Here is an 18,324-nt window from a genome sequence, read left to right as displayed (position 1 = left end):
GGGGTCACCCTGTCATTCATCCACGCGGGGAGGCATGGATGGGCAGGAGCCGCAGAACCATTCCGGAAGAGCTTCTGCTGCTCGCTCTGGACCCGACCACGGGTACCACAGCGCAGCCGCAGTCGCTCGACCTCGGTCTGGCCGGAGCACAGCTAGTGGAGCTGGCTCTGGCAGGCCGGATAGCCCCTGACGGGGATCGTATCGCCGTGGTGATGCCACGGCCGACCGGAGATCCGACATTGGACTCCGCACTGGAGCTGCTGCGCAGGCGTGGCAGCCCGGTTCGGGCCGTCCACTGGATCGGCGGGCCCCGGCTGGGGCTCCGTCAGACGTATCTCTCGCATCTGGAGCGATGCGGCATGGTGCATGCCGTGGAGGGCCAGATGTGCGGGGTGTTGCCGACGACTCGCTACCAGGCGACGGACACGGCGATCAGTCGGGAGATCCGTACCCGGCTGGACAGTGCGATCCGCACCGGCGTACCGCCGGACCCGCGGACCGCGGCGCTTGCCGCGCTGGCCCATGCGGTCGGTCTCGGGAAGCACCTCTACCCCGGCAACGAAGGACGGTCGTCGCGGTCCAGGCTGCGCGACCTGATCCGGCACGACCCGATGGGCGGACTCGTGGCGCACGCCGTGATGGACGTCCAGAACGGCGCGGCGGCACAGCCGCGCCGGAGCGCCGCGGGTGTCCCGGCGCAGCCTCGCGGCAGCATGGCCCGCGCGGCCGCGCACTGAACCGTCGCGCCAGGCACCAGGAACCATCCCGAAGAACCACCCCGGGAGCCGCACAGGTGTGCGGGACGGTCTGGACGGCCGTCCCGCACATGTGCGTTGCCCTGGGCGTTGTCCGGTTTTCCCAGCGCGCACCCGGCCATTGGTGGCAGTCTGCCAAGCGGTAGATACTCACAGCTACGCAGCAGACAGCCGGAGGTGCAGTTTCCGTGGCGTCCAACGTCAACCCCACCGTCAGGCGACGCCGATTGGGCCAGGAGCTGCGCAAGCTCCGCGAGGCGAAGAACATGACGGCCGAGCAGGTCGCCGAGCGCCTCCTCGTCTCGCAGTCCAAGATCAGTCGGCTGGAGAACGGCCGTCGCTCCATCAGCCAGCGTGACGTCCGGGACCTGTGCGGCGTGTACGAGGTCGAGGACGAGCGCATGGTCGACTCCCTCATGCAGATGGCCAAGGACTCCCGCCAGCAGGGCTGGTGGCACGCCTTCGGCGACATCCCGTACAGCGTGTACATCGGCCTGGAGACGGACGCCGAGAGCCTGCGGATGTACGAGCCGCAGATCATCCCGGGACTGCTCCAGACCCACTCGTACGCGGAGGCCGTGATCTCGGGCGCGCTGCCGGAGTCGGCGCCCGCCGACATCGAGAAGCGGGTCACGGTCCGGACCCGGCGCCAGGAGAGGATCCGCGACGAGGAGCGTCCGCTGCGTCTGTGGGCGGTCATCGACGAGGGGGCGCTGCACCGGATCGTCGGCAGCAGGCAGCTGATGGTGGAGCAGTTGGAGCACCTGATCGAGCAGTCGCACCTGCCGCACGTCACCGTGCAGGTGCTGCCGTTCGAGATGGGCGCGCATCCGGGGATCAGCGGCCAGTACTCGATCCTGGAGTTCCCCGACACCTCGGACTCCAGCGTCGTCTACATCGAGGGCGTGACGAGCGATCTGTACCTGGAGAAGGCGCAGGACGTCGGCAAGTACTCGGTGATGTACGAGCACCTCAGGGCGCAGGCGCTGAACGTGGACCAGACGCGGGAGTTCATCTCGAAGATGGCGAAGAAGCACGCCCAGGGCTGATAGCCGGCGGCGGGGCAGGCACCGTACACCCCGTGATCGCTCCCACGGAAGCACGGTTGGAATATGCCACTCGGACGTGTGAACGCCGGTCCCGTCGGTCGGGACCGGCGAGTAGCGTCGATCACGCCATCAAGAACGTTGGCGAGAGACACGAGACTCGGCAGAACCGGAGTGAGCAGCATGGCGATTATTCAGGGTGGTACGGACACCTGGACGAAGTCCTCGTACTCGGGCGGCAACGGCGCCTGCGTCGAGGTCAAGTCCCCCGTGGTGGCCGCGATCGCGGTGCGCGACTCCAAGGCTCCCGAGGGTCCGTCGCTCTCTTTCGGACCGGGATCGTGGAACGCCTTCGTCGGCGAGGTGAGCAACGGGGCCCTCTGAGCCCCGGTGCGCACGCCGTCACACGCGGTACACAAGAGCCCTCTCGACCGGTCCGCCGTCCTGGCCGAGGGGGCTCGGCTGTTTTTCCGGGTGGCTCCTCCCCCGCCGGTCCGCCGGGGTCAGCGCAGCTCGTCCACGTACCGGTCCGTCCCCGGGACCGTGGGGACGAAGGGGGCGACCAGTTCCACCCGGGCGTCGGGGCCGCCCAGGGTGCCCAGGTCGGCGTAGTGCTCCGTCCAGCACTCCCCCGGGTCCCGCTCCAGGAACCACAGCAGGGTCAGGCGGGTGTCGACGCCCTCGACCTGCTTCACGTACGTCATGCGGTCGCCGGGCAGCGGGGTCGGGCGGAAGAGCGTCACCATCGCGGTGGGTGAGCCGGCCAGCCGCCGGGGCAGTTCGCGCGAGCGGAGCCGTTCCACGAGGGCGTCCCGCGCCTCCGGGCCCTCGGTGTCGACGACCTGGAGGACGAGCCCGGCGTAGGGGTGGTCGAGGGCGTGGAAGTCGCGGGGGCCCGCGGCGCCGTCGCGGTAGACCGTGGCCTCGTGGTCCTGGAACGACGTGAAGACGTGGGTGCGGTCGTGGTAGACGCGGGCGTCCCGGTTGAGCCGCTTGTTGATGCCGACGGTCCACTTCATGTGCTCGTCGTAGCGGCCGTCGGTGATCCAGTACGTGGAGAGGTAGCAGCCCGCGGTGACGGGCTGGGCGACGGCGGACTTCTCGGGCCCGCGCAGCTCCTGGAGGGCCCGGGGGGCGACCCAGCGGCGGCCCGCGAACATCCAGGGCATGGCCATCGCGCCCGCGTAGTAGTGGTCGTCCTCGTACCAGCGGTTGTAGGCGTGCTCGTGGCCCGGGTGTGGCTCGACCATGGTGATCAGCGCGTGGCCGGGGTGCACCCCGTACGGGCCGACCGACGCCAGTTCCGCGTAGGTCTCGATGTCGCTCATCGTCCTGCCCCTTCCCTGCTCCGTTGCCTGCCCCTACTCTGACGGGCCGTCAGATCAAAGAACAGGCCCAGGGAGGTCCCGGATGCTGCTCCAGGGAAAGACCGTCGTCGTGTCGGGGGTCGGTGCCGGACTCGGGCACCGGATCGCGGAGACGGTGGTACGGGACGGGGGGCGCGCGGTCCTGGGCGCCCGCACCGGGGCCAACCTCGCCAAGTCGGCGGCGGAGATCGACCCGGAGGGGCGCGCCACCGCGTACCGGGTCACGGACATCACCGACGAGGGGCAGTGCGAGGCGCTCGCCGCGCTCGCCGTCGAGCGCTTCGGCGGGATCGACGCGGTGGTCCACGTCGCCGCCTGGGACTCCTACTTCGGCGGCCTGGAGGACGCCGACTTCGCGACCTGGCAGGGCGTGCTGGACGTGAACCTGCTCGGCACGCTGCGGATGACCCGGGCCTGCCTGCCGGCGCTGAAGGAGCGCGGGGGTTCGGTGGTCCTGATCGGGACGCAGTCGGCGGTGGCGGCCCCCTCGCAGGTGCGGCAGGCGGCGTACGCGGCCTCGAAGGGCGCGCTGACCTCGGCGATGTACTCGCTCGCGCACGAGCTGGGGCCGCACCGGATCCGGGTCAACACGGTGCTGCCGGGCTGGATGTGGGGGCCGCCGGTGCAGGCGTACGTCCAGTTCGCCGCGCACACCGAGGGGGTCCCGGAGGCCGAGGTGCTCGCCCGGCTCACCGAGCGGATGGCGCTGCCGGAGCTCGCGACGGACGGGGACGTGGCGGAGGCGGCGGCCTTCCTCGCCTCGGACCGGGCGCGGGCGATCACGGGGCAGTCGCTGCTGGTGAACGCGGGGGAGCTGATGCGCTGACCCCCTCGCCATGCGATGCGCCGCCCCGCCGCTCGTCGACCCGGCGAATACCTACGGCCCCGACGCGTACGCCCTCATGACCGAGCCGCAGGAGCCGACGGGCCGGTCCCTCCCGGGCCGGTGCCCGCGCCGATCAGCCCCTCGGGTAGCGCGCCAGCCAGCCCGGCGAGGACTCCGCCGGGCCGTGCAGGGCGGCCCCCTGGGTCATCTCCATCGAGAAGTCGTCCGCGAGCTCCAGGACCGTCGCCCGGCCCTCCAGTTCGGCCAGCCAGGCCGGCGGGAGCGCCGTCTCGCCGTGCAGGGCGCCGAGCAGCGCGCCCGTGAGCGCGCCCGTCACCGCCGAGGGCCCGTCGTGGTTCACCGCGAGCCGCAGCCCGTGCCGTACGTCCTCGCCGACCAGGGCGCAGTAGACCGCCGCCGCCAGCTGCCCCTCGGCCCGGTCCTCACCGGCCCCCAGGGCCGTCACCCGGTCCGCGCCCGGCGCCCCCTCCCGTACGGCTCCGAGGGCGCGGCCGAGCGCCTCGGTCACCGGCTCGTGGCCGGGGCGGGCGGCCACCTGCTCCAGGGCGCGGGACACCGCCGCCTCGACGGAGCCGCCGCGTGCGAGGCCGTGCACGGTGACCGCGAGGGCGCCCGCGGCGAGGCCGGCCGCCGGGGCGCCGTGGGTCTGCGCGGCGCACTCCACGGCGAGCTGGCACACGAGCTGCGGCTCCCAGCCGACGAGCAGGCCGAAGGGCGCCGAGCGCATGAGGGCGCCGGAGCCGGCGGCGTCCGGGTTCTTGGGCTTGTCGAGGGTGCCGAGGACCTCGTCGCCGAGGCCGGTGAGGCAGGCGCGGGGCGGGGTGCGGCGGGCGTAGAGCCACTCCTCGCGGGCCAGCCAGCCGTTGTCCTTGCGGCGCTCGTCGGGGCCCCAGTCGCGCTGGGTGGCGGCCCAGCGCAGGTGCGCGCGGTGGACGTCGGTGGGCGGGTGCCAGGCGCCGGTGTCGCGGCGGACCTGGGCGCGGATGAGGCCGTCGACCGTGAACAGGGACATCTGGGTCGCGGCGGTGACGGCGCCGCGGCGGCCGAACGCGGGCACGGGCTCGGTCAGTCCGTCAGGTCCGTGGGCCTCGCGCAGCTCCGCGAGCGTGAGGCCGTCGCCGCCGGCGCCCAGGGCGTCACCGAGGGCCCCGCCGAGGAGACAGCCCCGGACCCGGGCCCGGAAGTCCTGCTGCTCGGCACGGCCCCACACGGCTGCGGCTGTCGTGGCCACGACGTGCACTCCCCCCGTTGGCGGTCTGCGCAGCACTGTAATCGACCGGGTGTGGCGGATCGGGGTGCGGAACGTTATGTGGCGGGACGCCCGCGAGACCACTTTTGACCGTCGCCCCCGTTGTGGGCCGGCGCTCCGCCCGTTGTGGGCCGGCGCTCCGTTGCGGGCCCGCGCCCGCCCGTTGTGGGCGGCGCCCCCCGCCGGTCCCTTGTGGGCAGCGCCCCGCCGTTGTGGGCCCGCGCCCGCCCGCCCGTTGTGGGCAGGCGTTCCGCAAGGGGCGGAACGGGTGGGCACAACGGACGGCGCCCTTGCCGGCGCCAGAGGCTCCTGCGCCCGGACCCGCACCCCGGTGCACGGCCACTGGGCGGTGCGGGTCAGGGCACAGGACGCGGAGGCGCCGCTAAGGGGCGCCGTCCCGTGTGCCCACCCGTCCCGCCCCAGCGGGACGATTGCCCACACGGGCAGCGGGCGACGGGCCCCGACGGGTGGCGGGCGCGAGCCCGCACGGGCGCGGGGCGCAGGCCCACACGGGCGCGGGCGAAGGCCCGCAACGAGCGGCGCGGGCGCACGGGGACGGGGCGCAGCCGCGCACACACGGCGCGGGCCCACGGGGGCCACGGCGGCGGGCCTGCACCGGCCGTGCGGGTGGGCACCGCACGGCGGGGCGGCACAGCCCCCCGCGCGAGGTGGCCGCGAGGCCGCTGCAGCCCACCACCCCCGCCGAAGCCCCCCGTCAGGCCTCGGGCAGGAGTGGGAGGAGGGTCGGGAGGTGGCCGTCCGAGGCTCGGGCCGTCTCCTGGCGCTCCCGCGGCACCTCCCCGTACAGCGTCGTCCTCGGCCGCGCCGGCCGCCCCGCCGCCTCCGCGATCGCCTCCAGGTCGCGGATGGAGCGGTACGAGCCGTAACTGGAGCCCGCCATCCGGGAGATGGTCTCCTCCATGAGCGTGCCGCCCAGGTCGTTCGCGCCCGAGCGCAGCATCTCCGCCGCGCCCTCGGTGCCGAGCTTCACCCAGCTGGTCTGGATGTTCGGGATGTGGGGGTGGAGCAGGAGCCGGGCCATGGCGATGACGGCGCGGTTGTCGCGGACGGTCGGGCCGGGGCGGGCGATCCCCGCGAGGTAGACGGGCGCGTTGGTGTGGATGAAGGGGAGGGTCACGAACTCCGTGAAGCCGCCGGTCTCCTGCTGGATGCGGGAGAGCGTCCGGAAGTGGCCGAGCCAGTGCCGGGGCTGGTCCACGTGCCCGTACATCATGGTGGACGAGGAGCGGATGCCCAGTTCGTGGGCCGTCGTGATCACCTCGATCCACGTCGCCGTCGGCAGCTTGCCCTTCGTGAGGACCCAGCGGACCTCGTCGTCGAGGATCTCGGCGGCGGTGCCGGGGATCGAGTCGAGGCCCGCCTCCTTCGCGGCGGTCAGCCACTCGCGGATGGAGAGGCCGGTGCGGGTGGCGCCGTTGACGACCTCCATCGGGGAGAAGGCGTGGACGTGCATCCCCGGGACCCGCTGCTTCACCGCGCGGGCGATGTCGAAGTAGGCGGTGCCGGGCAGGTCGGGGTGGATGCCGCCCTGCATGCAGACCTCGACGGCGCCGACGTCCCAGGCCTGTTCGGCGCGGTCCGCGACCTGGTCCAGGGAGAGGGTGTACGCGTCGGCGTCGGTGCGGCGCTGGGCGAAGGCGCAGAAGCGGCAGCCGGTGTAGCAGACGTTGGTGAAGTTGATGTTGCGGGTGACGATGTACGTGACGTCGTCGCCGGCCACCGAGGCGCGGACGTCGTTCGCGATCCGGGTCAGGGCGTCGAGGGCGGGCCCGTCGGCGTGCAGCAGGGCGAGCGCCTGGGCGTCGGTGAGGCGCGTCGGGTCGTCGGCGGCGACGGCGAGCGCCTCGCGGACGTCGGCGTCGACGCGCTCCGGCACCATGCCGGGCGCGGCGGCCTCGCGCAGGGCCTCCCAGTCGCCGTACACCTCGTCGAAGTCCTGGCGCCGGTCGCCGGTGCGGCCCTCGGTGTCGATGGTGGTGTGCAGGTCGGTGCGGCCGGTGGCGGTGAAGGCCTCGTCGGGCTCCTGCCAGGGCAGGCCGCGGACGGGTGCCCCGGGGTTCGCGAGGCCGGTCTCGGGGTCGGCGAGGGCGCGGACGTGCGGGAGGAGTCGGGGGTCGAGCCAGGGTTCGCCCCGGGTGACGAACTCGGGGTAGACGCAGAGCCGTTCGCGCAGCTCGAAGCCGGCGGCGGCGGAGCGGGCGGCCAGCTCCTCGATCTGCGGCCAGGGCCGCTCGGGGTTGACGTGGTCGATGGTGAGCGGGGAGACGCCGCCCCAGTCGTCGATGCCGGCGGCGATCAGCCGCTCGTACGCGGAGTCGACGAGGTTCGGCGGGGCCTGGAGGCAGGCCGAGGGGCCCATGATGATCCGGGCGACGGCGACGGTGGCGACGAGGTCGTCGAGCTCGGCGTCCGGCATCCCGCGCATGGCCGTGTCGGGCTTGGCGCGGAAGTTCTGGATGATCAGTTCCTGGATGGAGTGGTAGGCGCGGGCGATCCGGCGCAGCGCGAAGAGGGACTCGGCGCGCTCCTCCAGGGTCTCCCCGATGCCGAGCAGCAGCCCCGAGGTGAAGGGGACGGAGGAGCGCCCGGCGTCCTCCAGGACCCGGAGCCGGACGGCCGGTTCCTTGTCGGGGGACCCGTGGTGGGGGCCGCCGGGCTCGGACCAGAGCCGGGTCGCGGTCGTCTCCAGCATCATGCCCATGGAGGGGGCGACGGGCTTGAGGCGCTGGAAGTCGGTCCAGGACAGCACGCCGGGGTTGAGGTGGGGCAGGAGCCCGGTCTCCTCCAGGATGCGGATGGCCATGGCCCGCACGTACGCGATCGTGTCGTCGTAGCCGTGCGCGTCGAGCCACTCGCGGGCCTCGGGCCAGCGGTCCTCGGGCTTGTCGCCCAGGGTGATCAGGGCCTCCTTGCAGCCCGCCTCGGCGCCCCGCCGGGCGATGTCGAGGACCTCGTCCGGCGACATGAACATCCCGTGGCCGTCCCGGCGCAGCTTGCCGGGGACGGTGACGAAGGTGCAGTAGTGGCACTTGTCCCGGCAGAGGCGGGTGAGCGGTATGAACACGCTCTTCGAGTACGTGACGACCCCGGGCCGCCCCGCCGCGGCGAGGCCGGCGTCCCGGACGCGGCCCGCGGTGGCGACGAGGTCGTCCAGATCGGTCCCCCGCGCCCGCAGCAGCACGGCGGCCTCGGCGACGTCGAGCGCGACCCCGTCCCTGGCCCGCTTGAGGGCGCGGCGCATGGCGTTCTCGGTGGGTCGTCCTGCCTGGTGATCCGTCATGAACCGAGCATACGAGCGCCCCTCCCGCCGGAGGTTCGGGTCCCCGCAGGAAGGTCGGTCAGTCGGTGTCCTTGGGATGACGGGGTGCCGCGTACACGAGGTGCACCGTGCGGCGCGGCTCGTCCACGAGGTACCGGACTCGGCCGCCGGCCGTCACCTCGTACTCCCACTGCGGGAGGGCGCGCCCTCCGAGCGTCCCGGTGGCGAGGCGGCCGCGGAGCCGGTGCCGGCGGTCCGGGTCGTCCTGACGGAGCGGATCGCGGCGCAGCGCCTCGAAGCACCGCCGGGTGTTGCCCGGCGCTTCGGCGCCGAGCTCGCCCCAGGCCTTCGCCGCCACGTTCGTCGCGAAGCGCAGGCGCCACTCCTCTCCGACCGCGGGCGGGGCGACCTCGTCGCCGCGCTTCGGGGTCACGGAGCCGTCACCTCGCCATGGTCCTCGTCGGGGAGCGGTCGGGTCAGCCGGGCCGTGAGGCCGGGGTCGGCGAGGACGCGGGCCGTCGCCCGCCATTCCACGATCGTGCGGTGGAGGCCGGCGTGCACGTCCAGCTGTGCGGCGTCGTGCATCGCGTTCGCCAGGTCCTCGGCGAACTCCCGGCTCTCCTCGGGGGAGAGGTGTCGCGCCCAGGGGAAGACCGCGGGCAGAGCCCGCCCTATGACGCGTGCCCCGCCGTCGGCGGCGAGGAGGGCGACCAGGAGGCGGGCCGTGACGTCGGCCGTCTCCTCGCGCTCCTGGTCGTAGCCGGCGGTCGTGAGGTAGAGGTCCTCCCCGTCGCGGCGGGTGACGAGCAGGCGGTACGCCCTGTCGAGCCGCTCGGCGACCCGCTTCGAGTTCTTGGAGAGCTCGGAGAAGGACACACTCTGGGTCAGCATGGACCGACCGTACTTCGGAACGTATTCCGAAGTCAATCGGAGGCGGGGGCCTCACAGGTACCGCGCGTACCCGTCGAGCACCCCCAGGACCTCCTTCTCGTCGCCCGGGGGCAGTTGGAGGACGACCTCCTCGCAGCCCAGTTCCTCGTAGTGGGCGAGCTTGCCGGGGCTGGGGAGGACCGCGTACGGGACGAGCTGGAGGGTCTCCGGGGCGCGGCCGGCGCGGTCCCAGGCCTCGCGGAGGACCGGGAGGGACTCCGTCAGGCCCCGGCCGCCGATCGGCATCCAGCCGTCGGTCTGGGCCGCGATCTGGGCGAAGAGCTTCGGGCCCGCCGCGCCGCCCAGGAGGACGCGCGGGGCGCCGCCGGCCGGCTTCGGCCAGACCTCGGAGGCGCGGACGGACTCGCCGTGCTCCCCTTCGTACGCCCGCGGTTCGGGGGCCCACAGGGCGCGCATCAGGTCGAGCCGGTCGCGGCCGAGCTCCCGGCGGGTGGCCCAGTCGACGCCGTGGTCGGCGGCCTCCTCCCGGTTCCAGCCGAAGCCGAGGCCCAGCGTGAAGCGGCCGCCGGAGAGGTGGTCGAGGGTGGCGATCTGCTTGGCGAGGACGATCGGGTCGTGCTGGGTGATCAGGGTGATGCCGGTGCCGAGGCCCAGGCGTTCGGTGACCGCGGCGGCCTGGCCGAGGGCCACCAGCGGGTCGAGCGTGCGGGCGTACTCCCGGGGCAGCTCCCCGCCCGCCGGGTAGGGCGTCTCGCGGGAGACGGGGATGTGGGTGTGCTCGGGGAGGTAGAGCCCCGCGAAGCCGCGCTGCTCCAGCTCGCGCGCGAGCCGCACGGGGCCGATGGTCTCGTCGGTCAGGAAGATCGTGGTCGAGATCCGCATGGGGGCACGGTAGGGCGTGCGGCGCGGATTTCCGAGAGGTACGCGGGGCTTCTCGCCGCCCCTTGACCTGAAGCTTGCTTGAGGTACGAGGCTTCTCGCATGACCACGGACATCATCGCCATCACCCGCCTCTTCGACCTCTACCTCCGCTCCCTCGACGACCGCGGCCCGTTCGACGGGGCCTGGGCCGCCGCGTTCTTCACCGAGGACGCGACGACGTCCACCCCCGCCGGGGACGTCCGCGGCCGTGACGCCATCGCCGCGAACGTCGGCGGGGCGATGGCGCTCTTCGACCGGACCGTCCACTTCGGCTCGAACTACGTCATCGACGTCGACGGCGACCGCGCCACCCTGCTCGGGAACCAGCTCTCCACGCACGTCCTCGCGGCCGACGGCGCCCTGTTCGTCTCCGGCGGACGGACGGACAACGACCTCGTCCGCACCGCAGACGGCTGGCGGCTGTCCCGCGCCGACCTGCGGATCGCCTGGAAGCAGGGAAATCCCCCCGCCCTTCCCCCGTCGAGCCTGCTTGGATGAGCCGGTGCTGCATCGCATCGAGACGTACTACGACGCCGTCCCCCGCTCCGCCGCCCGCGCCGAGCCGTTCGGGCCGCTCACCCTGTTCGTGCAGGAGGGGGTGGGCTGGCCCTACTACGCCCGTCCCGCGCTCGGTCACGCGGGCGAGGTCCCCGTGGCGGCCGTGGAGGCCGTGCGGGCCCGGCAGCGGGATCTCGGCGTGCCCGAGGCCTTCGAGTGGGTCGCGGAGACGACGCCGGGGCTCCGGGCCGCCGTGGAGGCGACCGGGCTGACCGTGCACGAGCACCCGCTGATGGTCCTGGAGGGCGAGCCGCTCGCCGTGCCGGAGCCCGAGGGCGTCACGGTACGGATGGTGGGCGCGGCCGACCCGGCCCTGGGGAGCGCGGTCGCCGCCCCGTTCGCCGCCTTCGGGGCGGAGCCGCCGCCCGGCAGCACCGCCCTGGTCTCCGCGCGCCTCACCGCCGGTCTGACCCGGCTCGCGGCGGCCCTGGACGCCGGTGGCGGCGCCCTCGCGGCGGGCCAGCACCAGCCCGTCGGGGCCGTCTCCGAGGTGGTCGGGGTCGGCACCGTCCCGTCGGAGCGGCGCCGGGGCCTCGGGCTCGCGGTCACGGCCGCCCTGGTCGCGGACGCCCGCGCCCGCGGGACGGAGCTCGTCTTCCTGACGGCCTCGGACGCGGACGTGGCCCGGCTCTACGGCCGGCTCGGCTTCCGCACGGTCGCCACCGCCCTCATCGCGGAGGCGGAGACGGAAGAGGTGGAGACGGAGACCCACGGGGAGGCCGGGGCCGGGGCGGAGGCGGGCGGGGCCTGAGGAATCCCGAGAAATCTTCGCCCGCCCTGTCACATCCCCGGCGTCCGGTCCGTCAATGCGGTGAAGGCAGCGAACGACCGACCCCGAGGAGCGATCACCATGGCGCACACGCCCACCGCCCGGATGAGCAACCCCGCCCACGTCCTGGCCGACGCAGGGCCGGCGATCCAGAAGCTGGTCGCCGCCACCCGTCAGGGCGGTGTCGACGAGTCGGTCCTGGAGCTCGTGCACCTGCGGGCCAGCCAGATCAACAACTGCGGCTTCTGCGTCGACCACGGCGCCCGGAGCGCCCGGAAGAACGGGGTGGCCGACGAGAAGCTGTTCGCCGTCGCCGCCTGGCGGGAGACGCCGTACTTCACGGACGAGGAGCGGGCCGCGCTCGCCCTCACCGAGGCGGCGACCCGGCTCGCCGACGTCTCGGACGCGGTGCCGGACGAGGTGTGGGACGCCGCCGCCGACCACTTCGACGAGAAGCAGCTCGCCGCGATCGTGCTGATGGTCGCCGTCACCAACCTGTTCAACCGGCTCAACGTCACCGTCCGGCAGCCCGCGGGCTCGGGGTTCTGACCAGCGTCACGTCCACCGGGTCCTCGGACTCGAAGGTGAACCCCTCCCGCTCGTAGAGCCGGCGGGCCGCGCTGCCCCGCAGGACCACGAGCCGGACCGGCGCCCCCGCCGCGTCGGCCCGGCCGAGCAGCGCGCGCAGGACGGCCGTCCCGAGGCCCCGGCCGCGGGTCTCGGCGGCCAGGTAGAAGTGCTCCAGGTAGAGCCCGTCGCCGTCCTCGTACGGGCGCACCGTCACGCATCCGGCGAAGGCGCCGTCCAGTTCGATCACCGAGGTGTGCGCCGGCGAGAAGCCCTCCCGCAGCCGGCGGCGCACCCGGTGCTCGTCGTAGCGGCCGAGGCGTTCGAGGTCGGAGCGCATGGCCTCGGCCCGCAGCTCCGCCATCGGCTCGACGTCCTCGGGGCGGCCCGGGCGCAGCGACCAGTTCGTTTCACCGTGCATGCGCGCATCCTAGGGAGCCGCCCGACCCCGCACGCGGGCCCGGGCCCGCCTGCGGACACGGACCGGCCCGCTCCCGCGGTCGTAACCGGACGCGTGCCGTCCGCGTTGGAGCGGGCATGAAGAGGATCCTCACCGCAGCCGCCCTGACCGTCTTCGCCGCCGCCGGTGCCGCCGGCGCGGCCGCCGGGACCGCCGCCGCCGACACCGGCGGCATGAACCTGCCCTCGGTCGTCCCGCTCAGCGGCGTCCTGACCCCCAAGGCCCGGCCGGCCGGCACGCACGGCCTGCCGCCCGCGAACACGGCGGTGGAGCGCCTGCTCCCCGGACACCACTGACCCCGGGCATGACGGAGGCGGCGGGACCCCCCACGGGCCCGCCGCCTCCGCGTTTCCGGACGCCCGGGGAGGGCGTCAGTCGGCGACCACCAGGGACGGGGTCTCCTTCGTGAGGATCTCGCCGCGGAAGAACGCCGGGCTCCTCCGCTGCATCACCAGCATGATCACCCCGCCGAGGAGCAGCAGCCCGACGCCGATGACGAAGACCGAGCCGACGCCGAGGACCGCGGAGCCGGAGCCGTAGGCCGGGTCCCACATGTCGTAGAGGGTCTTGCCGAAGACGGCGGTCAGCATGAGTCCGCCGAGGGCCGGCAGGAGGCCCTTGAAGGCGAAGGAGCGGACGGAGCGGAAGAGCTCGCCGCGGAAGTACCAGACGCAGGCGAAGGCCGTCAGCGCGTAGTAGAAGCAGATCATCAGGCCGAGCGCGTAGATGGTGTCGACCAGGACGTGCTCGCTGACCAGGGTCATCACGGTGTAGAAGACGCCGGTGGCGACGCCGGCCACGATGGTGGCCTTGCCGGGCGTCTTGAAGACCGGGTGGACCTTGGTGAAGGACTTCGGCAGTGCCTCGTATGTGGACATCGCGAGCACCGTGCGGGCGACCGGGATGAAGGTGGTCTGGAGGCTCGCGGCCGCCGAGGCGAGGACCGCGACGAAGAGCAGGATGCCGAGCGTGGGGCCCATGACGGGGCCGGCGAGGGCGGCGAAGACGTTGTCGGAGGTCTCCGGGTTGGCGAGGCCGAGGCCCTGCTGGCCGGAGCCGACGACCATCTGGGCGGCGACGCCGGTGGCCAGGTACGAGCCGACCAGGACGACCATCGCGATGAGGGCGGCCCGGCCGGGCGTCTTGGCGCTGCCGGTGGTCTCCTCGTTGGTCGCCATGCAGGCGTCCCAGCCCCAGTACATGAAGATCGAGAGCGAGAGTCCGGCCGTGAAGGCGGCGAAGGACTGCACCGCGAAGGGGTTCATCCAGGACCAGGAGAAGTCGACCGAGGTCTCGAAGGAGCCGGCCTTGGAGATGGCCATGGCGATGAAGACGCCGAGGACGACGAGCTGGAGGCCGACGAGGGTGTACTGGAGGCCCTTGGTGGCGGTCATGCCCCGGTAGCTGATCGCGGTGGCGACGGCGATGAGCGTCAGGCAGGTGAGGATGTGGACGGCCTTGTTGTCGTCCAGGGCGGCGACGGAGTCGCTGCCGCTGATCTCTCCCGCGAGGAGCCAGAAGTAGGAGGTCGCGACGCCGGCCAGGTTGGACAGCACGATGATCGTCGCGATGACGAGGCCCCAGCCGCACATCCAGCCGATCCGGGGCCCGAAGGCCTTCACGGTCCAGGTGAACGAGGTGCCGCAGTCGGGCATGACCTTGTTGAGCTCCCGGTAGGCGAAGGCCACGAGGAGCATCGGGAGGAAGCCCGCAAGGAAGATCGCGGGCATCTGGAGCCCGACCTCGCCGGCGGTGGAGCCGAGCGTGGAGGTCAGACAGTAGACCGGGGCGACGGTCGAGATGCCGATGACGGCACTGCCGAGGAGTCCGACGGAGTTGCCGCCGAGGCCCTTCGTGCGCACGCCGGAGGTGCCGCCCTGAGCGTCGACGCCCCTTACCGTGTCTCCGGCCTGCGGCCGCACGTCCACCTGAGTCATGAACAGGACGTTAAATGCTGCGGTTTCCACATCCGGAGGATCGAAGTCCGCTCACTTGATCGATCATTGCCTTGCATTGCATGGGCGAATCGGACACTCGCCAATGATTGAAAGATCGACCAACCGGGCGAGCCGACCAACCGGTAGGTCCGGTCGCGAGTGTCCGATATGCGGGAACCGCAGCAGTGTCCCGAATGTCCGTTTCGAAATTTTCCCGAAGAATTTTCCGCAGGTGTCTCAGCCGGGCCAGACCACCGCCTGAAGCTCGCTGTAGGCGTGCAGCGCGTACGAGCCGACGTCCCGCCCGACCCCGCTCTTCTTGAAGCCGCCGAAGGGCGCCTCCATGTTCCGGCCGATCGTGTTCACGCCCACCCCGCCGGCCCTCAGCCGGGCCGCGACCCGGAAGGCGCGGGCCACGTCGCCGGACCACACGTAGTCGATCAGGCCGTAGTCGCTGTCGTTGGCGAGCGCGATCCCCTCCTCCTCCCCGTCGAAGGGGACGACCACCACGACCGGGCCGAAGATCTCCTCCCGCACCACCCGCATCTCCGGGGTGCAGTCGGCGAGCAGCGTCGGAGCCACGTAGAAGCCCCGGGCGAAGTCCGGGCGCTCGCCGCCCGCGACGACCCTCGCCCCCTCCTTCCGCCCGAGCTCGACGTACGACTCCACCCGGTCCCGGTGGGCCGCCGAGATCACCGGGCCGACCACCGTCCCCTGCTCCGCCGGGTCGCCCACCTTCATGAAGGCGAGGTAGCCGGTCAGCTTCCCGATCAGCCGCTCGTAGATCCCGCGCTGGGCGAGGACCCGGGTCGGGGCGGTGCAGATCTGGCCGCTGTAGAAGGCGAAGGTCGTCCCGATCCCCGCCACCGCCGCGTCCAGGTCGGCGTCGTCGAAGACCAGCGCCGCCCCCTTCCCCCCCAGCTCCATCAGCTGCCGCTTGAGCGCGCGGCCGCAGACCTCGCCGATCGCCTGCCCGACGGCCGTGGAGCCGGTGAAGGAGACCATGTCGACGTCCGGGGAGTCGACGGCCGCCTCGCCGACCGAGGGCGCCGAGCCGGTGACGACGTTCACCACCCCCGCCGGGACGCCGGCCTCCGCCAGGGCCCGGGTCATCGCGTACACGGAGAGCGGGTCCTGCGGCGCCGGCTTCACCACGACCGTGTTGCCCATCGCGAGCGCCGGGGCGATCTTGCCCGCCGGGTTGGCCCAGGGGTTGTTGTACGAGGTGACGCAGGTGACGACGCCGACCGGGCGCCGCACCGCCACCGCGCCGAACACCCCGGCCCGCCCCATCGGACCCGCCTCGTTGATCTGCGGGGGCAGCGCCTGCTCGACCGGCTCCAGGGCCCCGCGCGCGTACCGGCGGAAGCGGGCGGAGCCGACCGCGACCTGCATCCCGCGCGCGGTGCCGGTGGTGGCGCCCGTCTCCGCCCGGGCGAGGAGCGTGTGCGCCTCGGCGTCCCGGTCCATCAGGTCGGCGGCCCGGTCGAGGATCGCCGCCCGCTCCTCCGGCCTCGTCCGCGACCAGGTCGCGAAGGCCTCGCGGGCGGCGGCGGCCGCCTCGTACACCTGGGCCCGCGAGGCCTCCGGCGCGAGGCCGACGACCTCCTCCGAGGCCGGGTCGATCACCTCGTAGTGGCCGCCGTCGGGCTCGACCCACTCTCCCCCTATGTAGAGGCGCTCGGACCGGGTCATCGCGTGCTCACCGTCCTCGTGTCACAGAGTCGCTCGGACCGGGTCATCGCGTGCTCACCGTCCTCGTGTCACGGCCCGAGCGCAGCACCCGGCCCGGGATCGCGCCGGTCACCTCGTCGTCCCGCACCGTCTCCACGCCGTTGACCCGCACCGACACGATCCCGACCGCCCGCGAGTCCAGGCGCGGGCTGTCGCCCGGCAGGTCGTGCACGAGGGTCGCCGGGCCCGCGTCGATCCGCTCCGGGTCGAAGAGGACCAGGTCGGCGTGGAAGCCGTCCGCGATCCGGCCGCGCTCCCGCAGACCGAAGAGCCGCGCCGGGTCGTCGCTCAGCATCTTCACCGCCCTCTCCAGCGGGACCAGCTTCCGGCCGCGCAGGCAGTCCCCGAGGAAACGGGTCGTGTACGGGGCCCCGCACATCCGGTCCAGGTGCGCGCCCGCGTCCGAGCCGCCGAGCAGCACGTCCTCGTGGTCCCAGGTCTCCCGGCGCAGCGCCCAGGAGGCCGGGTCGTTGTCGCTGGGCATCGGCCACAGGACGGTCCGCAGGTCGTCGTTGGCGCAGATCTCGACGAGGGCCTGGAAGGGGTCCTGGCCGCGCTCGGCCGCGATGTCGCCGACGACGCGGCCGGTGAGGCCCTCGTTCTCACGGCTGTACGTGTCCCCTATGACGTACCGGTCGAAGCGGGCGAGGCGCCGGAAGACGCCGGCCTCCCGGGAGTCCGCCCGCCGCAGCATCACGGCCCGCACCTCCGGGTCGCGGAGCTTCGCGATCCGCTCGGGCACGGGGAGCGCGAGGACCTCGCCCCACCCGGGGATGAGGTTGAGGGCGCAGAAGGTGCCGAGCGACATGTTCATCGGGGTGAGGATCGGCATCGTGAGGGCGACGATCCGGCCGCCGGACTTGCGGGCCCGCTCGGAGGCGGTCAGCTGGCGCGGGACGCGCTCGGGGACGGCGGCGTCGACGGTCAGGACGTTCCAGTTGAGGGGCCGCCCGGCGGCGGCGGTCATCTCGACGAACAGCTCGATCTCGTCGTCCGAGAACTGGTCCAGGCAGCCGGCGAGGATGGCCTCGATCTGCGTCCCCTCGTGCTCGCCGACGGCCCTGGACAGGGCGATGAGCTCGGCGGGGGTGGCGTGCCGGGAGGCGACGGGGGCGCCGTCGCCGTCGGAGTGGGTGGCGGACTGGGTGGTGGAGAGGCCCCAGGCGCCGGCCTCCATGGCCTCCTTGAGCAGGCCGACCATCCGCTCCAGCTGCTCGGGCGTCGGCTGCCCGCCGACCGCGTCCGCGCCCATCACGTACCGGCGCAGGGCGCAGTGGCCGACCATGAAGCCGGCGTTGACGGCGATCCGGCCCTCCAGGGCGTCCAGGTACTCGGCGAAGGAGGACCAGCTCCAGTCGACGCCCTCCTCCAGGGCCTTGAGGGCCATGCCCTCCACCTTCGACATCATGCGGCGCGTGTAGTCGGCGTCCTCGGGGCGGTCCGGGTGGAGCGGCGCGAGGGTGAAGCCGCAGTTGCCGCCGGCGACGGTGGTGACGCCGTGGTTCATGGACGGGGTGGCGTACGGGTCCCAGAACAGCTGGGCGTCGTAGTGGGTGTGCGGGTCGACGAAGCCGGGGGCGAGGACCAGGCCGGTGGCGTCCTCGGTGGTCCGGGCGGTCGCCTCCGCCCCGGCGGGGACGGGGAAGACGATCCGCCCGTCGCGCACGCCGACGTCGGCGACGCGGGCGGGGGCGCCGGTGCCGTCCACGACGGTGGCGCCGGTGATCAGGTGGTCGAGCATGACGGTCCCTCTCTGTCCGTTCTCCGTGGACGCGGGTGTGCCCCGGACCGGGGCCGCCGCGGAACGGCCTCCGGCCGGGGCCGGTACGGGGCGGCGATCCGGGAAGACACCACCCCGCGCTTCGTGCTGCGCCCCCGCGCGTTGTGGGCGGCGCCCCGCCCGTTGTGGGCAGGCGTTCCGCAAGGGGCGGAACGGGTGGGCA

18 protein-coding genes are annotated in these 18,324 nt (G+C 73.3%); 8 read left to right on the top strand and 10 right to left on the bottom strand.

Translation table 11 applies throughout. The features are described from left to right. Positions 1 to 38 precede the first annotated feature (38 nt). From ACFYXU_RS34385 to ACFYXU_RS34375, 3 genes are all read left to right on the top strand, one after another. The gene (locus tag ACFYXU_RS34385; RefSeq protein ID WP_329853152.1) at positions 39 to 737 is read left to right on the top strand and encodes a GPP34 family phosphoprotein; all 699 of its coding nucleotides are present in this window, start codon (positions 39 to 41) and stop codon (positions 735 to 737) included. 206 nt (positions 738 to 943) lie between these two features. Continuing rightward, complete coding sequence (locus ACFYXU_RS34380) at positions 944 to 1,804, top strand: helix-turn-helix transcriptional regulator (RefSeq protein ID WP_329853151.1); 861 nt, start codon at positions 944 to 946, stop codon at positions 1,802 to 1,804. A gap of 180 nt (positions 1,805 to 1,984) precedes the next feature. Next, entirely contained in the window at positions 1,985 to 2,185 is a 201-nt protein-coding gene (locus tag ACFYXU_RS34375; protein WP_041133951.1) for a DUF397 domain-containing protein, read from the top strand. Between the two features lie 119 nt (positions 2,186 to 2,304). Here the strand turns inward: ACFYXU_RS34375 and ACFYXU_RS34370 are convergent, their stop codons facing one another. Continuing rightward, complete coding sequence (locus tag ACFYXU_RS34370; RefSeq protein ID WP_389408851.1) at positions 2,305 to 3,129, bottom strand: hypothetical protein; 825 nt, start codon at positions 3,127 to 3,129, stop codon at positions 2,305 to 2,307. An 82-nt stretch (positions 3,130 to 3,211) separates the two neighbouring features. Between ACFYXU_RS34370 and ACFYXU_RS34365 the strand changes: the two genes are divergently transcribed. After that, positions 3,212 to 3,994: an SDR family oxidoreductase gene (locus ACFYXU_RS34365; protein ID WP_361394584.1), complete on the top strand. Its 783-nt coding sequence runs from the start codon at positions 3,212 to 3,214 to the stop codon at positions 3,992 to 3,994. A gap of 133 nt (positions 3,995 to 4,127) precedes the next feature. Here the strand turns inward: ACFYXU_RS34365 and ACFYXU_RS34360 are convergent, their stop codons facing one another. The 5 genes from ACFYXU_RS34360 to ACFYXU_RS34340 all read right to left on the bottom strand — a co-directional run bounded on the left by ACFYXU_RS34360 (position 4,128) and on the right by ACFYXU_RS34340 (position 10,317). Next, positions 4,128 to 5,246: an ADP-ribosylglycohydrolase family protein gene (locus tag ACFYXU_RS34360; RefSeq protein WP_389408853.1), complete on the bottom strand. Its 1,119-nt coding sequence runs from the start codon at positions 5,244 to 5,246 to the stop codon at positions 4,128 to 4,130. 733 nt (positions 5,247 to 5,979) lie between these two features. Then, positions 5,980 to 8,565 carry a bifunctional FO biosynthesis protein CofGH gene (locus ACFYXU_RS34355; protein WP_389461528.1) on the bottom strand — a complete coding sequence of 862 codons (2,586 nt, stop codon included), beginning with the start codon at positions 8,563 to 8,565 and terminating at the stop codon, positions 5,980 to 5,982. A 58-nt stretch (positions 8,566 to 8,623) separates the two neighbouring features. Continuing rightward, positions 8,624 to 8,977 carry a hypothetical protein gene (locus ACFYXU_RS34350; protein WP_389408855.1) on the bottom strand — a complete coding sequence of 118 codons (354 nt, stop codon included), beginning with the start codon at positions 8,975 to 8,977 and terminating at the stop codon, positions 8,624 to 8,626. Further along, the gene (locus ACFYXU_RS34345) at positions 8,974 to 9,435 is read right to left on the bottom strand and encodes a DUF6247 family protein (RefSeq protein ID WP_376508358.1); all 462 of its coding nucleotides are present in this window, start codon (positions 9,433 to 9,435) and stop codon (positions 8,974 to 8,976) included. Before ACFYXU_RS34345 ends, ACFYXU_RS34350 begins: the two co-directional genes overlap by 4 nt. Before the next feature lie 51 nt (positions 9,436 to 9,486). Beyond that, positions 9,487 to 10,317, bottom strand: coding sequence for an LLM class F420-dependent oxidoreductase (locus ACFYXU_RS34340; protein ID WP_389461526.1), 831 nt, complete (start codon positions 10,315 to 10,317; stop codon positions 9,487 to 9,489). 99 nt (positions 10,318 to 10,416) lie between these two features. On the opposite strand from ACFYXU_RS34340, the gene ACFYXU_RS34335 reads away from it, so the two are divergent. The 3 genes from ACFYXU_RS34335 (at position 10,417) to ACFYXU_RS34325 (ending at position 12,232) form a co-directional block, all read left to right on the top strand. Further along, on the top strand, positions 10,417 to 10,854 hold the full coding sequence (locus tag ACFYXU_RS34335) for a nuclear transport factor 2 family protein (RefSeq protein ID WP_389461524.1): 438 nt from the start codon (positions 10,417 to 10,419) through the stop codon (positions 10,852 to 10,854). A 4-nt stretch (positions 10,855 to 10,858) separates the two neighbouring features. After that, complete coding sequence (locus tag ACFYXU_RS34330) at positions 10,859 to 11,665, top strand: GNAT family N-acetyltransferase (RefSeq protein ID WP_389461522.1); 807 nt, start codon at positions 10,859 to 10,861, stop codon at positions 11,663 to 11,665. A gap of 99 nt (positions 11,666 to 11,764) precedes the next feature. Beyond that, on the top strand, positions 11,765 to 12,232 hold the full coding sequence (locus ACFYXU_RS34325; RefSeq protein ID WP_376508362.1) for a carboxymuconolactone decarboxylase family protein: 468 nt from the start codon (positions 11,765 to 11,767) through the stop codon (positions 12,230 to 12,232). Here the strand turns inward: ACFYXU_RS34325 and ACFYXU_RS34320 are convergent. Then, entirely contained in the window at positions 12,198 to 12,671 is a 474-nt protein-coding gene (locus tag ACFYXU_RS34320) for a GNAT family N-acetyltransferase (RefSeq protein WP_389461520.1), read from the bottom strand. The two genes, ACFYXU_RS34325 and ACFYXU_RS34320, sit on opposite strands and share 35 nt — an antisense overlap. Before the next feature lie 116 nt (positions 12,672 to 12,787). Between ACFYXU_RS34320 and ACFYXU_RS34315 the strand changes: the two genes are divergently transcribed. Next, positions 12,788 to 13,006: a hypothetical protein gene (locus tag ACFYXU_RS34315; RefSeq protein WP_376508364.1), complete on the top strand. Its 219-nt coding sequence runs from the start codon at positions 12,788 to 12,790 to the stop codon at positions 13,004 to 13,006. 75 nt (positions 13,007 to 13,081) lie between these two features. Here the strand turns inward: ACFYXU_RS34315 and ACFYXU_RS34310 are convergent, their stop codons facing one another. The 3 genes from ACFYXU_RS34310 to ACFYXU_RS34300 form a co-directional block, all read right to left on the bottom strand. Continuing rightward, on the bottom strand, positions 13,082 to 14,647 hold the full coding sequence (locus ACFYXU_RS34310) for an APC family permease (protein WP_389461517.1): 1,566 nt from the start codon (positions 14,645 to 14,647) through the stop codon (positions 13,082 to 13,084). 237 nt (positions 14,648 to 14,884) lie between these two features. Then, complete coding sequence (locus tag ACFYXU_RS34305) at positions 14,885 to 16,342, bottom strand: aldehyde dehydrogenase family protein (protein ID WP_376508366.1); 1,458 nt, start codon at positions 16,340 to 16,342, stop codon at positions 14,885 to 14,887. Positions 16,343 to 16,385: 43 nt separating this feature from the next. Beyond that, positions 16,386 to 18,122, bottom strand: coding sequence for an amidohydrolase family protein (locus ACFYXU_RS34300; protein WP_376508367.1), 1,737 nt, complete (start codon positions 18,120 to 18,122; stop codon positions 16,386 to 16,388). Positions 18,123 to 18,324 lie beyond the last annotated feature (202 nt).

The organism is Streptomyces sp. NPDC002232 (genome assembly GCF_042890295.1).
Classification (GTDB): domain Bacteria; phylum Actinomycetota; class Actinomycetes; order Streptomycetales; family Streptomycetaceae; genus Streptomyces.
Note: the sequence above shows the minus strand (reverse complement) of the source record. Positions and strands in the feature narration are given on the sequence as shown.